Genomic DNA, 13,551 nt, shown 5'->3' on the forward strand with positions numbered 1-13,551 from the left:
GACAGTCGAACCACGTAATATTGATGAAACGGTTTGATTCGATTCATCAATGGGAGGTTCAGCGTGCCAAGCGGCCCGGGAGCAAAGCTGACAGACGTCGCTGCCCTTGCGAGAGTTTCGGTCGGCACAGTGTCGAATGTCCTCAACCGGCCCGACCAAGTGTCGTTCGACAAGAGGACCCGCGTTCTTGCCGCCATCGAGGAGCTGGGATTCGTGCGCAACGAATCAGCCCGCTCGCTGCGGTCCGGATCCACCAGGAGCCTCGGCATGCTGGTGTTGGACGTGCGCAACCCCTTCTTCACAGATGTCGCTTTGGGCGCCGAGAACGTCGCCGAAGACCACAAGCACTCCTTGATCCTGGCCAACAGCGCCGAAGACGCCGGCCGCGAGCAGGCCTATCTGGACCTGTTCGAGCAGCAACGTGTCCAAGGAGTTTTGATCACTCCCTTCGGACAAGTTCTTCAACGGCTCGAAAGAATGCGCGACCGGGGCATCCCCTCCGTGCTCGTCGACAGGCTCGCGAGCACGGATCAGTTCTGCTCGGTCTCAGTGGACGATGTCGCCGGCGGCGCCACTGCCCTGGAGCATCTCCTCAGCGTCGGTGCGGTACGCCCGGCATTCGTCGGCGGCCCCTTCACGCTGCAGCAGGTCGAGGACCGCTACCGGGGCGCAGCCGACGCGGCAGCGCGTGCGGGAGTCCCGCTTCAACTATTCGAAACGCCGGATCTGAAATTCGAGCGCGGGCGCCGGATTGGAGATCTCATGGGGAATCTGCAGCCCGACAAGCGCCCGGACGCCGTGTTTGCCGCCAACGATCAATTGGCCCTGGGGCTCTTGCAATCCTTCGCTGCGAACGGGCTACGCGTGCCCGAGGACATTGCCATCGTCGGTTTCGACGACATCGACTTCGCCTCCCAGTCTAGCATCCCGCTCAGCTCCATCAGTCAGCCGAGGCAGCTGATCGGCGAGCGTGCCGCCCAGCTCCTCTTCGAGGAAATCGACGACGAACCCGGCCACGTGCACAGCCAAGTGGTGTTCACGCCGGAACTCGTGGCGAGGCAGAGCACAGTCCGCCGCTAAGCGGAACCTTTCGAACCTGCCGTTGGCACGAGAGCGCCCTTTTCGGATGAAATGAGCGATATATAGGTCTCCAGTTGGGACCGCAACTGATCCGCCGAGTGGTGTTCCGGCGTCAGTGTGGCCGTGATTTGCGCACCGAGCGCGAACGTCATGATCCCGCCAACGATGTCGTCGTCGTTCAGTCCCTCCTTCAGTTCGCCAAGCTCCCTGGCTTCACGGAGCTTGTCGAACAGGGCCTCACGCCATTGCTCCATCGAGGAATCATGCAAGGCGGCCTTCGCCGGGTCCGTCAGTGCGCGCTGCCAGAAGGCGATCGCGATTCGCGCCTCGTTGAGCCTTTCGGCATCGAGCGGCAAAATTTCATGGCAATAGCTGCGCAAGGCAGACAGGCCCCGCTGGCCGGCAGTGGAGTCGCTCATGCGGGTATTCGTCTGGTTGAAGACGTGGCCGAAAGCAAACGTCAAGAGATCGTCCTTTGTAGGGAAATACGGCTTGAGCGCGCCGTTGGCAAAGCCTGCTTCCGTTGCTATCTCGCGCATGGTGGCTCCCTCGATCCCCCTGCTGGCGATGATCCGCCACGTGGCTTCGACAAGTTCCACCCGTCGCTTGTCGTGGTCTACGATCTTCGGCACGCTTTCCCCAAATCTTTTTTTCTACAACCGTTGTGACTCAGATTACACGATGCTATTCTCTACACACATAGAAAATAAATCGCCACTCACAAAGGCCTTCCATGAGCACAACTTCCTCTCCAGAAATCGCCGAAATGGCTGCGTTTGCCGGACTGTCTCCATATGCCTTGACGAGTGCCGAAGACATCACGGCCGTCAGGGGCATTTTGGCCGACGCCGGACTCTTCGACGAATCCATCCGGATCGCCTACCTTGGCCTGCTTGAGCCACCGCGGAATGCGGAGGCTGTGGACCGCAGGTTCAGGGCGTTCCTGCATAACGTTTCATCCGGTGCGGCACAGGACGTCACGGTCTCTGTGACACATCAGGAAGTCGTCTCCAAGGTCGAACTCGACACCTCTGTGACGGGCGAGCTTCCCGTCATCGAAGAAGAATTCGAGGTGGTTGAAGAGATTCTCGCCCAGGACGAGCGCTGGCTCAAGGCCTTGGCCGACCGGAATCTCGATGTCAGCAAAGTCAGGGTCGCTCCCCTGTCAGCCGGGGTCTTCGAGTACCCGGAAGAGAAAGGCCGCCGGATTCTGCGCGGCTTGGCTTTCGTCCAGCAATTCCCCGAGGACAGCGCCTGGGCGCATCCCGTGGATGGGCTGGTCGCCTACGTCGACGTCGTGAGCAAGACCGTCGACCAGGTCCTGGATTTCGGGGCCGTCCCGGTGCCGGCAGAACACGGCAATTTTACGGACCCTGAGCTGACCGGAGCGATGCGCACCACCCAGAAGCCGATCCACATCACCCAGCCGGAAGGTCCGAGCTTCACGGTCCACAATGGAAACCACGTCGAGTGGGAGAAGTGGAGCCTGGACATCGGCTTCGATGTGCGGGAAGGCGTAGTCCTCCACAATGTAGCGTTCGACGACGGCGATCGCCGTCGCAGCATCCTCAAGCGCGCCTCGATCGCCGAAATGGTGGTCCCGTACGGCGACCCCTCACCCGTGCGCTCCTGGCAGAACTACTTCGATACCGGAGAATACCTGGTGGGCCAATACGCCAACTCGCTTGAGCTCGGCTGCGATTGCCTCGGCGAGATCACCTACCTCAGCCCGGTAGTCAGCGATTCGTTCGGCCGGCCACGGGAAATCCGCAACGGAATCTGCATGCACGAAGAGGATTGGAGCATCCTCGCCAAGCACAGCGACCTCTGGAGCGGAGTGAACTACACGCGCCGGAACCGCAGGCTCGTCATCAGTTTCTTCACCACGATCGGCAACTACGACTACGGCTTCTACTGGTACCTCTACCTCGACGGCACCATCGAGTTCGAAGCCAAGGCCACCGGCGTCGTCTTCACGAGCGCCTACCCCGGAAAAGGCTACCCGTACGCCTCGGAGCTCGCCCCCGGCCTTGGGGCACCCTTCCACCAGCACCTTTTCAGTGCCCGCCTGGACTTCGCCATCGACGGCCTGAGCAACAGGGTCGAGGAAGAGGACGCCGTCCGCGTACCCATGGGAGAAGGCAACGAGCGCGGCAACGCCTTCGCGCGCCGTCGGACTGTGCTCAAGAGCGAATCGGAGGCTGTGCGGGAGTCCGACATGGCGGCTGGACGGACCTGGATCATCTCCAATCCCGAATCACTCAACCGCCTGGGCGACCCTGTGGGGTACAAACTCCATGGACAAGGGCACCCCACGCTCCTGGCCGACCCCGAATCTTCCATCGCCCAACGTGCAGCCTTCGCTACGAAGGACCTGTGGGTGACACGCTACGACGAGAATGAGCGCTACCCCAGCGGCGACTTCGTCAACCAGCACTGCGGAGGAGCCGGATTGCCGTCCTACATTGCCCGCAACCGGGACATCGACGGACAAGACATCGTCGTGTGGCACACCTTCGGGCTGACACACTTCCCCCGCCCCGAGGACTGGCCGATCATGCCCGTCGACACGGTGGGATTCAAACTGCGCCCCGAAGGCTTCTTCGATCGGAGCCCCGTCCTCGACGTGCCCGCGTCGAAACCCGCCGAAGGCGGCCACTGCCACATGGAGGCCCAGAAATGAGTTTAACAACCGGGAAAGAAACCACTGAGGTGGGCCGCACGCACCACCATCGACGCCGCCTGGGCGTCCCCGCGGTGACTTTCATGATCATCGCTGCGTCGGCTCCGCTCACCGTCCTCGCCGGCGGGGTCACGACGACGTTTGCCGTCACCGGCGTCACCGGCGTTCCGCTGTCCTTCCTGCTCCTCGGTGGAACCCTCGCAGTGTTCGCCGTCGGCTATGCGGCAATGAGCCGATACGTCGTCAACGCCGGCGCCTTCTATTCCTACGTGGCGCAGGGTATCTCCCGGCCGGTCGGCGTCGGGGTTTCCATGGTGGCCTTGATGGCCTACAACCTGATGCAAGTCGGCATCTATGGCCTCTTCGGCTTCACTGTCTCGAGCCTGATCAACGAACGCTTCGGCGCCACTGTCCCTTGGTGGATTCCGGTTCTGGTCTGCATCGCCGTCGTCGCATTCCTCGGCGTGAACCGGGTGGACCTGTCGGCGAAGGTCCTCGGGGTGCTCGTCGGCCTGGAGTTCCTCGTGGTGATCGTCTACGACGTCGTGTCCTTTGTCGTGGCACCCGAGGGAGTCAGCGGAGCGCCGCTCACTCCGCAGAGTCTCTTTGTACCGGGCGTAGGGGCGGTCCTCTCCTTCGGCATCGCGGCGTTCATGGGATTCGAGTCGGCCGCGATCTACAGCGAGGAAAGCAAGGACCCGAAGCACACCGTCGCCCGGGCCACATACACCGCCGTCGCCATCATCGCCGTGTTCTACGCTGTTTCCTCCTGGGCCATGGCCGTTGGCACAGGACCGTCCGCGGTGGTCGACGCTTCCGCAAAACAAGGACCGGACCTGATGTTCGGCTTCCTCAGTGACCACGCCGGTGTACTTCTCGCCGACCTGGCCCGCCTGCTTTTCGTCACCAGCCTGTTCGCAGCCCTCGTTAGCTTCCACAATGCCGCTGCGCGTTACTTCTTCTCCCTCGGCCGGGAGCAAGTCCTTCCCCGAAAGCTGGGTGCTGTACGGCGGCACAGCGGCGCCCCCTACGCCGGGTCGATCGCCCAGACGGTGATCGCCGTCGTGGTCACAGTAGCGTTCGCCATTGCGGGGACCGGATCGTCGCTGGGTGATCTCTACCCTGTCCTGACCATGTTCACGTGGCTGACGAACGACGGCGCGATGGGACTTGTCCTCTTGATGACCGTTGTTTCGCTGGCCGTCATTGGATTCTTCCGCAAGAACAGGCATGACGCCGGAATCTGGACCCGCGTGATCGCCCCTGCCCTGGGGTTCGTGCTCTTGGCGGCGATCTTCGTTCTGATCGTGGTCAACTTCAACGTGCTGCTGGGCCAAAACGAGACCAACGCCCTGACATTCATCCTGCCGGCCACGATCATAGTGCCCGGATTGGTGGGGGTCGCTTGGGCATTCCGGCTCCGCCGCAGCAACCCCGCCGTGTATCGGCGGATCGGACACGGCGAAGAGGGGCTGGCGGCCGTCCACCTCGGGGACGACGAAGACTTGTAGCGCCGGGACTAATGATCGGTGAACAACATGCACACAATCCTTTCGATGGTCATGCTGGCCTGCTGCGCCTTGGGGATCTGGAGCCCGATGCGCGAAGGCCTGGTCAGGAACCTCAGCCAGTGGGGACCGATGGCACTCATGCTGGTGGCGATGGCGGATACGACCGTCGGGCCGGGCATTGTTCCGGGCGTCGTGTGGGGCCTGCTGCTGCTTCTCACTTCACCGTTACCGCTCGTGCTCCTGCCCAAGGATCGGCGCGGCGGCATGGAAATACACCGCTCCTTGTCCATGGTGGCCATGTTCGCCATCTTCGTCACGACCCTTCCCTCCGCCGCCTCATCGAGTTCAGTACACCCAACACACGGGCATTCAGGACTTGGCGGAGCGAACCCGGTCCTGGCAGTTGCCCTCGCGGCATCGGTCATCGCCTACTCGATCGTCTTGGCGGCCCGAGCGCTTCGACAAAACGGCCGTGGACGCGGTCGTCACCCGTCCGCATCGCTTGAGGCCATCTCTTCGGCTGGCGCCTTGGGCGCAATGATCCTGATGGCCGTCTGACCCCAAGTACCTTGTCCTTCGAAACCAATACCAACTCAGAGTGGAGTAAACCCTTGGAAAGCTACGACGCCCTCCTGGCTTCAATCACCCCGACCACCGGCGAAACCCGGACCATCCTGGACCCTGCCACGGGCACCGCTGTCGGCGAGGCTCCCGTTCACACCGTCGAGGACCTTGAACGCGCCATCGCCGCCGCCCAAGCGGCCCAGCCTGCGTGGGCTGCGCTGGGCCACGACGCCCGGTCCGCCGCGCTCCTCAAGGCCGCCGACGCCGTCGAACGCTCCGCCGAAGAACTCGCCCACCTGCTCTCCCGCGAGCAAGGCAAGCCGCTCAACGGCCCCAACGCGCGCTTCGAAGTCGGCGCCTGCGCGGCCTGGCTGCGCGCCACCGCCGGCACCCCACTGGAGCCGGAAACTGTCGTGGACGACGGCGAAACCCGCGCCGAACTGCACTACCGGCCCATCGGCGTCGTCGGCGCCATCGGACCCTGGAACTGGCCCATGATGATCACCATCTGGCAGATCGCCCCCGCCCTGCGCATGGGCAACGCCGTCGTCGTCAAACCCTCCGAATACACACCCCTGTCCGTGCTCGCCCTGGCGGCCGTTATCAACGAAGAACTCCCCGAAGGCCTCCTCACCGTGGTCTCCGGCGGCCGCGACGTCGGCGCACGGCTGGCCGAACACCGCGCGATCGGCAAGGTCATGTTCACCGGCTCCACCGCCACCGGCAAGGCGATCATCCGCTCCAGCGCGGACACGGTCAAGCGCCTCACCCTGGAACTCGGCGGGAACGACGCCGGCATCGTCCTGCCCGACGCCGACCCCAAGGCCATCGCCGAAGGCCTCTTCTGGGGCGCCTTCATCAACACCGGCCAGACCTGCGCCGCGCTCAAGCGCCTCTACGTCCATGACTCCCTCTATGAGGCAGTGTGCTCCGAGCTCACCGCCGTTGCCGCCGCGATGCCCATGGGGGTTGGCCTGGATGAGGCGAACGTGCTGGGCCCGCTTCAGAACCGGGCGCAGTACGACATCGTCGCCCGCCTCGTGGACGCCGCCCGCGGTTCCGGCGCCCGGATCCTGCTCGGCGGCAACCCCGACGACGGCCGGCCCGGCTACTTCTACCCCACCACCCTCGTGGCCGACATCGACAACGACAACCCGCTCGTGGCCGAGGAACAGTTCGGCCCGGCCATGCCCATCATCCGCTACAGCACGGTCGACGAGGCCATCGCCAAGGCGAACGCGCTCGACGTCGGACTCGGCGCCTCCGTCTGGTCCTCCGACCTGGACGCCGCCCGCGGGGTCGCCGCGCGGCTCGAGGCCGGCACGGTCTGGATCAACAAGCACGGCGCCGTCGACCCCCGTATCCCCTTCGGCGGCGCCAAGCAATCCGGCTACGGCCTCGAATTCGGCACCGAAGGCCTCAAAGCCCTCGGCGTGCCGCAGATCATCAACGGCTAGGCCAGACCCAACTGGATCGCAGTTGTTGTCGTTTTGAGGCCCCAGAACGACAACAACTGTCAGCCAGTTGGGGTTTTGCGGCGTCGCGGCCACAAAGACGAGGTCGAAGAACAGTTCCATCCAGTGCACGCGGCGAGGATCGCGGGCCACCTTACTTGACTTTGAAAGTGAGCGTGTCGGTGCCGCTCTTCCAGTTGAGCGTGCCTTGGCTGAATGACATTTCAATAGGCCGCTTCAGGAAATCCACAAACCACTGTTGCTGTGTCCCGGCATCGCTGATGCACCCCATGGCGCCGATCCCAAGTTCCCCCGCCACCAAGGTGTTTCCCGTGATTGTGGCCGGTCCGCTGACCGGGGAGCAGGGAGTTTTCGCGGTGACGTAGAGGGAGCCATTCACGGAACTCAATTGCACCGTGAGTCCCCCTGATGTCGCCCAGGGCAGCTCAACGCCGTCGGCTGTTCCGGCGATACTGACGTACGCCCCGCAGGGAGCCGACGGCAGGAATACTGCGCAAGTCTCCCGCGGAGGCGTAGTCGTCACGCGGGACGCGGGGACGGTCTCAGGAGGCGTGGGTCCGGCCGTTCCCTGCTCGCGCCCTTGCGTGGACGCACACGAAGTCATGGCCGTTCCAATGAGAAGCAGGAGAATCAGCTTTCGTTGCAAACAACTTTTGCGCTTCATTGTGCCCCCTGGTTGATGAACGCTTCAGCGGTGCCCCGCGGCTGTCAGGAGTCTATGCCCGGGCTGAGGCAAAAGGGCCGCCATTACTCCAGTTCCTCTCGCTGCGCCTCTGCGACGGCACCCACAAGGCCTGAGATAATGGCATTTGTAATGCATGAATACGCTTTGCAAACAGCGTCCTACGGGCAGGAAAAGTTGGGGGCAAGTAAAGGCAATGGATTCGGAACCCGCACAGCCAGAGGTCAACCCGCGATTCAGCAACACCCGGAAACAGAATACCGAGCTTGCTATCCAACAACTCCGGGACGGCGGGTTCACCACCATTCAGATAGATGAATTCGTCGAGACGCTGCACCGTATGGAGGCCGACGAGTCGATACTAGCGCCCCTGACAAATGCCCTGTTCGCCATGAACGTCTCAGTCCAGTGGCTGATGTAGCTACGATTCTCCCCCTCACCTGCCTCCCGTCTCCTGGACGGCACTGAACCTCGGCTGACTTTGTTGAATTGCTCAGAAGCCAAGCGACATCCCGGTCCGAAGACCGGGATGTCGCGCCTCTTTGCAGCGCTGCGGACTGAACCTCTTTTGGCGGCCGCCGCCTGGTGGGACGATTTTGATATGAGCGAAAACGAAGACCAAAAGCTCGCGTCCCCGGCTACCGGCCATTACCTTCCCAGGGAAAAAGGCATTCCCGCGGAGGAATATGAACACCCGACCACTCACCAGATGCGCATCATAGGTCAGCGGCGGACCGAGGCGGAAGCCAAGCTTGAGCGGCAACAGCGCGAGGCTCGGAGCAAATTCCACGAATAAGGAGACCCGCTTAGGCAGCCGGCGCCGAGTCGCAGTCTTCGCCTGGCGCCCGCCTGGTGACTGGAACTCTCGGACGTTCAGTGGGCCAAGACGTGAGCCGAGACCAGGCACCCGATCGTGCGTCCAACGCAGCGAGCGGAAGCACGCTGTGGATAATGTAGTCGCAGGCCGCCGGGCCTATCATCACCAGATCCTCGCACAGCTCTCCGCGGTGTCCGGGAGCGATGCCGGCCGCCCGAAGGCTGGCCCTAAACGTCCTGGCTCTCACGGGTTCCGCAGCTTTAAGTCCGCACCAGCTGATGTACAGACCGTACAGTTCTTCGAAGCTGAGGCCGTCCTCTCCGGAATTCCGGGAGACGCACTCATTGAGGAAATTATCCAGCGGTACTTTCGTCATCGTTGCCCCCTGCGCCTTGGCAGCTCAACGGCTGCGTTTCCATAGCTACAGCTAACAATGTGATCCAAAACAAGGAACCTACCTGAATACACAGAAACTTAAGGGCGTCGGTTGCCCTTGTCAACTAGATATCCAGGCTTGATGGCGCGGCAGGACCGCATCCCGCCCATGGGGTATGGGCTTCCCTCGGCGAGCCGCAATTCCTCGCCGTTCATAGTCCGCCGGCGAGTTTGTAGTAGGCGGCGTTCCAAGCCAGTTCCTTCTTGAACTGTTTGATGGTGGTGCCGTCGTTGATGGTGAGCAGTTCGGTCCGGGCGATCTCGGCGAAGTCTTCGAAGACGTCCATGCCCACCTGCGTGGAGAGCACGGTGTGGTGCGCCGCGCCCGCGGTGAGCCACGCGGCGGCGGAGGTCGCGAAGTCGGGCTTCGGCGACCAGAGCGCCCGGGCGACGGGGAGGTTGGGCAGCGGCTCGGGGAGGTCGACGACGTCGACGGCGTTCGCGACGAGGCGGAAACGGTCGCGCATGTCTGAAAGTGCGACGACGACTCCGGGCCCGGCGTCGGTGTCGAAGACCATGCGGACGGGGTCTTCCTTGCCGCCGATGCCCAGCGGGTGGATCTCGACCCGCGGCTTCGTGGCGGTCAGGGAGGGGCAGACTTCGAGCATGTGCGCGCCGAGGATCTTCTCCTGCCCCGGGGTCAGGTGGTAGGTGTAGTCCTCCATGAGCGAAGCCCCGCCGGGCAGCCCGGCGCCCATCACCTTCGCGGCCCGGACCAGGATCGCGGTCTTCCAGTCGCCCTCGGCGCCGAAGCCGTAGCCGTCGGCCATGAGCCGCTGCACGGCCATCCCGGGAAGCTGGCGCAGCGCGCCCAGGTCCTCGAACGACGTCGTGAACGCGGCCGAGCCGTTCGCTTCCAGGAAGGACCGCAGACCGAGTTCGATGCGTGCGCTGTAACGCAGCGAGTCGTGCCGGGCGGCGCCGGCGCTCAGCTCCGGTGCGACCTCGTAGAGCCGCTCGTACTCCGCGACCAAAGCGTCGACGTCGGACTCCGGTGCCCCGTGGACGGCGTCAGCGAGTTCGTTCACGGACCAGGTGTTGACCGAGACGCCGAAGCGCAGCTCGGCTTCGGTCTTGTCCCCTTCGGTGACGGCGACGTTGCGCATGTTGTCACCGAAACGGGTCAGCTTCAGGGACCTGACCGCGGCCCAGCCGGCCGCGGCGCGCTGCCAGGCGCCAACCTGGCGCGTGACGTCCGGGTTGGAGACGTGCCCGACGACGGTCTTCCGCGGCACGCCGAGACGGGACTGGATGTACCCGAATTCGCGGTCGCCGTGGGCTGCCTGGTTCAGGTTCATGAAATCGAAGTCGATGTCCGCCCACGGCAGGGCCACGTTCGCCTGGGTGTGCAGGTGCAGGAGGGGTTTGCGGAGCAGGTCCAGTCCCTGGATCCACATCTTGGCCGGGCTGAAGGTATGCATCCAGGCCGTCACGCCGATCACGGCGTCATCGGAGTTCGCCTCGAGCGCGGTGCGGCGGATCGCGTCCGCATCCGTCAGCACGGGCTTCCAGACGAGCTTGACCGGAACATCGGAGGACGCGTTTAGGGCGGCGGCGATCTCCTGCGACTGGGCGGCGACCTGTTTGAGGACGTCCTCGCCGTAGAGGTGCTGGCTGCCGGTCAGGAACCAGACTTCGTAGTGTTCGAGGGAGGTGTTGTGGGCGTGGGAAGTGTTGTTGGCGATGGGCATGGGGTTCTCCTTGAAAAGTTCGTGGGTGTGGGAAGGCCTGGCGGCAGGATAGTTTGCGTTGCAGGGGCTCGTCAGCGGCCGTAGACGTTCTGGTAGCGGTCGTAGAGGGACTCGATCTGGGCTGCGTCGATGGGAAGCGGTTCACCGAGCTGCCGGGAAATGTGGACCGTGCGGGCCACTTCCTCGCACATCACGGCGGCCTTCACGGCGGAGCGGGCATCCTTGCCGATGGTGAACGGGCCGTGGTTCTGCATGAGCACCGCCGGTGAATGGGAGGCACGGAGCGTGTCCACGATCCCGCGGCCGATCGAATCGTCCCCGATCAGCGCAAACGGGCCCACCGGGATGGTCCCGCCGAACTCGTCCCCCATCATGGTCAGCACACACGGGATCGGCTCCCCCCGTGCGGCCCAGGCCGTGGCGTAGGTGGAGTGGGTGTGGACGACACCGCCGACGCCGGGCATGTTCCGGTAAACGTAGGCGTGGGCGGCAGTGTCCGACGACGGCGACAGTTCCGGGTTGCCCCATTCACCGTCGCTATCGCCCGCCACGGGAACCCCCTGGAGGTCGGTGACCACCATGGACCCGGGCGTCAGCGCATCGTAGGGAACTCCGGACGGTTTGATCACCATTAGGTCGTGGCCGGGGACGCGTGCCGAGACGTTGCCCGCGGTCCAGACCACGAGTTCGTAGCGGGTCAGTTCCGCGTGCAGCGCGCAGACTTCGGCCCGGATCCGCATGATGGCTTCAACGGTGTTTGCCGTCGTTGCGCTCATGCGGATGCAACAACCGCAAGGAGTGTTTTGCTGGCATTGCGCTGGATCTTCTTGAGCCGGTGCATGACCTCGTTCGCTCCCCGGCCGAAGTAGTCGTGCAGGGTGCGGTATTCGCGGAACAGTACATCGTAGGCGGCGATGTTTTCCGGGATCGGCGTGTAGACAGCGCCGGGTTCGGATCTCATGGCGGCCGCGGCTTCCCGGATGTCCGGGTACTCCCCCGCGGCGACGGCGGCGTGGATGGCCGAACCCAACGCGGGGCCCTGGGCGGATCCGATGGTGGAGAGCGGCAGCCCCGTGACGTCGGCGTAGATCTGCATCAGCAGCGTGTTCTTCAGCAGCCCTCCGGCCACGATGAACTCCTTCACCGGGACCCCCGAGTCCCGGAAAGCATCCACAATGGTGCGGGTTCCGAAGGCCGTGGCCTCCAGCAGCGCCCGGTAGATGTCCTCAGGCCGCGTCGCCAACGTCTGGCCCACGATCACGCCGGAGAGTTCGTGGTCCACTAGGACGGAGCGGTTGCCCGAGTGCCAGTCCAGGGCTATGAGCCCGTGTTCGCCGATCTGCTGCGTGGAGGCGAGTTCGGTGAGGTACTCGTGGATGCCCAGGCCCGCCGTCTCGGCAGCCGCGTGGTATCCGGGCGGGACCCCGTACTTGGTGAACCAGCCGAAGATGTCACCGACCCCGGATTGGCCGGCCTCGTAACCCCAGAGCCCGTCAACGATCCCGCCGTCGACCACGCCGCACATGCCAGGCACCTCGCGCAGGACGTCGGCGTTCATGACGTGGCACGTGGAGGTGCCCATGATCGCGACGAGCTGTCCCGGTTCCACGGCCCGCGCCGCCGGGGCGGTGACGTGCGCGTCGACATTCCCGACGGCGACGGCGATGCCCTCGCGCAGTCCCGTCCACGCGGCGGCTTCGGCCGTCAGGTAACCGGCGGCGTCGCCCAGCCGGCCGATGGGGTGCTCCAGCTTGCTGCTGACGAAGTCCTTAAAGTCCGGGTTCAGGGCGGCCAGGAACTCCCCGGACGGGTAGGCGCCGTCCTGGTAGCTGCCCTTGTACCCTGCGGTGCAGGCGTTCCGCACGTAGTTTCCGCACAGCTGCCAGACGATCCAGTCCGCGGCCTCCACCCAGTGGTCCATCGCTGCGTACGCTTCCGGGTCCTCCTCCAGCAGCTGGAGCCCCTTCGCGAACTCCCATTCGGAGGAAATGAGCCCGCCGTAGCGCGGCAGCCACGACTCACCCCGCTCGGCGGCGAGTGCGTTGATGCGGTCAGCCTGGCCCTGGGCAGCGTGGTGACGCCAGAGTTTGACGTAGGCGTGCGGCCGGTTGGCGAAGCCGGGGAGTTCGCTCAGCGGGGTGCCGTCGGCCTTCACCGGCACCATGGTGCACGCCGTGAAGTCGGTCGCGATCCCGACGACGGCGGCCGGATCGATTCCGGCGTCGCGCACCGCGGCGGGAACAGCGTGACGCAGCACGTCTCGGTAGTCTTCGGGCACCTGCAGTGCCCAGTCCCCCGGAAGCCGGACCGCTGTTCCGTCAGGCACATCCGCCAAGTCGGCCGGCAAAGCCTCGGTGATGACCGCGTGCGGGTAGTCGAACACGCCGCTTCCCAGTTCCTTGCCGTCCCGGACCCGCACCACTACGGCCCGGCCCGAAAGCGTGCCGTAGTCCACGCCGATGACATAGTGTTCGTTGCCGTCCGCTGCGACGTCCATGAAAAGTCCTTCCATAACCAGCCCGCAGACTTGCGGACTGAATCAATTGTGAGCGCTAACAATTCACGCGTCAAGGTGTGGTCGTCAAGGGTCGGCTGGCCCGCGTGAATCAAAAG

Annotated in this window: 12 protein-coding genes; 7 read left to right on the top strand and 5 right to left on the bottom strand. The window is 64.2% G+C overall.

Annotated elements, in window-relative coordinates:
• Positions 1-63: 63 nt before the first annotated feature.
• Positions 64-1,080: a LacI family DNA-binding transcriptional regulator gene (locus ABD742_RS10565; protein ID WP_234753691.1), complete on the top strand. Its 1,017-nt coding sequence runs from the start codon at positions 64-66 to the stop codon at positions 1,078-1,080.
• Here the strand turns inward: ABD742_RS10565 and ABD742_RS10570 are convergent.
• Entirely contained in the window at positions 1,077-1,712 is a 636-nt protein-coding gene (locus ABD742_RS10570; RefSeq protein WP_234753692.1) for a TetR/AcrR family transcriptional regulator, read from the bottom strand. The two genes, ABD742_RS10565 and ABD742_RS10570, sit on opposite strands and share 4 nt — an antisense overlap.
• A gap of 134 nt (positions 1,713-1,846) precedes the next feature.
• On the opposite strand from ABD742_RS10570, the gene ABD742_RS10575 reads away from it, so the two are divergent.
• From ABD742_RS10575 to ABD742_RS10590, 4 genes are read left to right on the top strand one after another with little or no spacing between them, the layout of a single operon-like run.
• Positions 1,847-3,763, top strand: a complete 1,917-nt coding sequence (locus ABD742_RS10575; RefSeq protein WP_234753736.1) for a primary-amine oxidase — start codon at positions 1,847-1,849, stop codon at positions 3,761-3,763.
• On the top strand, positions 3,760-5,274 hold the full coding sequence (locus ABD742_RS10580) for an APC family permease (RefSeq protein ID WP_234753693.1): 1,515 nt from the start codon (positions 3,760-3,762) through the stop codon (positions 5,272-5,274). The genes ABD742_RS10575 and ABD742_RS10580 overlap by 4 nt, the downstream gene beginning before the upstream one ends.
• Positions 5,275-5,301: 27 nt before the next feature.
• Positions 5,302-5,832 carry a hypothetical protein gene (locus ABD742_RS10585; RefSeq protein ID WP_234753694.1) on the top strand — a complete coding sequence of 177 codons (531 nt, stop codon included), beginning with the start codon at positions 5,302-5,304 and terminating at the stop codon, positions 5,830-5,832.
• Between the two features lie 53 nt (positions 5,833-5,885).
• Complete coding sequence (locus ABD742_RS10590) at positions 5,886-7,295, top strand: aldehyde dehydrogenase family protein (protein ID WP_344787871.1); 1,410 nt, start codon at positions 5,886-5,888, stop codon at positions 7,293-7,295.
• A 151-nt stretch (positions 7,296-7,446) separates the two neighbouring features.
• Here ABD742_RS10590 and ABD742_RS10595 read toward each other — a convergent pair whose 3' ends face one another.
• Positions 7,447-7,917 (bottom strand): META domain-containing protein, encoded by a 471-nt coding sequence (locus ABD742_RS10595; RefSeq protein ID WP_234753696.1) that lies wholly within the window; start codon positions 7,915-7,917, stop codon positions 7,447-7,449.
• A 274-nt stretch (positions 7,918-8,191) separates the two neighbouring features.
• Here ABD742_RS10595 and ABD742_RS10600 point away from each other — a divergent pair, with 274 nt between their 5' ends.
• The gene (locus tag ABD742_RS10600) at positions 8,192-8,416 is read left to right on the top strand and encodes a hypothetical protein (protein WP_234753697.1); all 225 of its coding nucleotides are present in this window, start codon (positions 8,192-8,194) and stop codon (positions 8,414-8,416) included.
• Between the two features lie 180 nt (positions 8,417-8,596).
• A complete protein-coding gene (locus ABD742_RS10605; protein WP_234753698.1) occupies positions 8,597-8,791 on the top strand; it encodes a hypothetical protein in 195 nt (64 codons plus the stop codon).
• Between the two features lie 608 nt (positions 8,792-9,399).
• On the opposite strand, the gene araA is transcribed toward ABD742_RS10605, so the two are convergent.
• From araA to araB, 3 genes are all read right to left on the bottom strand, one after another.
• Positions 9,400-10,938 (bottom strand): L-arabinose isomerase, encoded by a 1,539-nt coding sequence (araA, locus tag ABD742_RS10610; RefSeq protein WP_234753699.1) that lies wholly within the window; start codon positions 10,936-10,938, stop codon positions 9,400-9,402.
• Positions 10,939-11,009: 71 nt separating this feature from the next.
• The gene (locus ABD742_RS10615; protein WP_234753700.1) at positions 11,010-11,714 is read right to left on the bottom strand and encodes an L-ribulose-5-phosphate 4-epimerase; all 705 of its coding nucleotides are present in this window, start codon (positions 11,712-11,714) and stop codon (positions 11,010-11,012) included.
• Positions 11,711-13,435: a ribulokinase gene (araB, locus tag ABD742_RS10620; RefSeq protein WP_234753701.1), complete on the bottom strand. Its 1,725-nt coding sequence runs from the start codon at positions 13,433-13,435 to the stop codon at positions 11,711-11,713. The genes ABD742_RS10615 and araB overlap by 4 nt, the downstream gene beginning before the upstream one ends.
• Between the last annotated feature and the right edge of the window lie 116 nt (positions 13,436-13,551).

The sequence above is a fragment of the Arthrobacter ramosus genome, from assembly GCF_039535095.1.
GTDB lineage: Bacteria > Actinomycetota > Actinomycetes > Actinomycetales > Micrococcaceae > Arthrobacter > Arthrobacter ramosus.

What these genes read in the sequence shown, in the direction of transcription:
- ABD742_RS10575 (WP_234753736.1), top strand. Translation starts at nt 1,847, where the DNA reads ATGGCTGCGTTTGCCGGACTGTCTCCATATGCCTTGACGAGTGCCGAA.
- ABD742_RS10580 (WP_234753693.1), top strand. Translation starts at nt 3,760, where the DNA reads ATGAGTTTAACAACCGGGAAAGAAACCACTGAGGTGGGCCGCACGCAC.
- ABD742_RS10585 (WP_234753694.1), top strand. Translation starts at nt 5,302, where the DNA reads ATGCACACAATCCTTTCGATGGTCATGCTGGCCTGCTGCGCCTTGGGG.
- ABD742_RS10595 (WP_234753696.1), bottom strand. Translation starts at nt 7,917, where the DNA reads ATGACTTCGTGTGCGTCCACGCAAGGGCGCGAGCAGGGAACGGCCGGA.
- ABD742_RS10600 (WP_234753697.1), top strand. Translation starts at nt 8,192, where the DNA reads ATGGATTCGGAACCCGCACAGCCAGAGGTCAACCCGCGATTCAGCAAC.
- ABD742_RS10605 (WP_234753698.1), top strand. Translation starts at nt 8,597, where the DNA reads ATGAGCGAAAACGAAGACCAAAAGCTCGCGTCCCCGGCTACCGGCCAT.
- araA (WP_234753699.1), bottom strand. Translation starts at nt 10,938, where the DNA reads ATGCCCATCGCCAACAACACTTCCCACGCCCACAACACCTCCCTCGAA.
- ABD742_RS10615 (WP_234753700.1), bottom strand. Translation starts at nt 11,714, where the DNA reads ATGAGCGCAACGACGGCAAACACCGTTGAAGCCATCATGCGGATCCGG.
- araB (WP_234753701.1), bottom strand. Translation starts at nt 13,435, where the DNA reads ATGGACGTCGCAGCGGACGGCAACGAACACTATGTCATCGGCGTGGAC.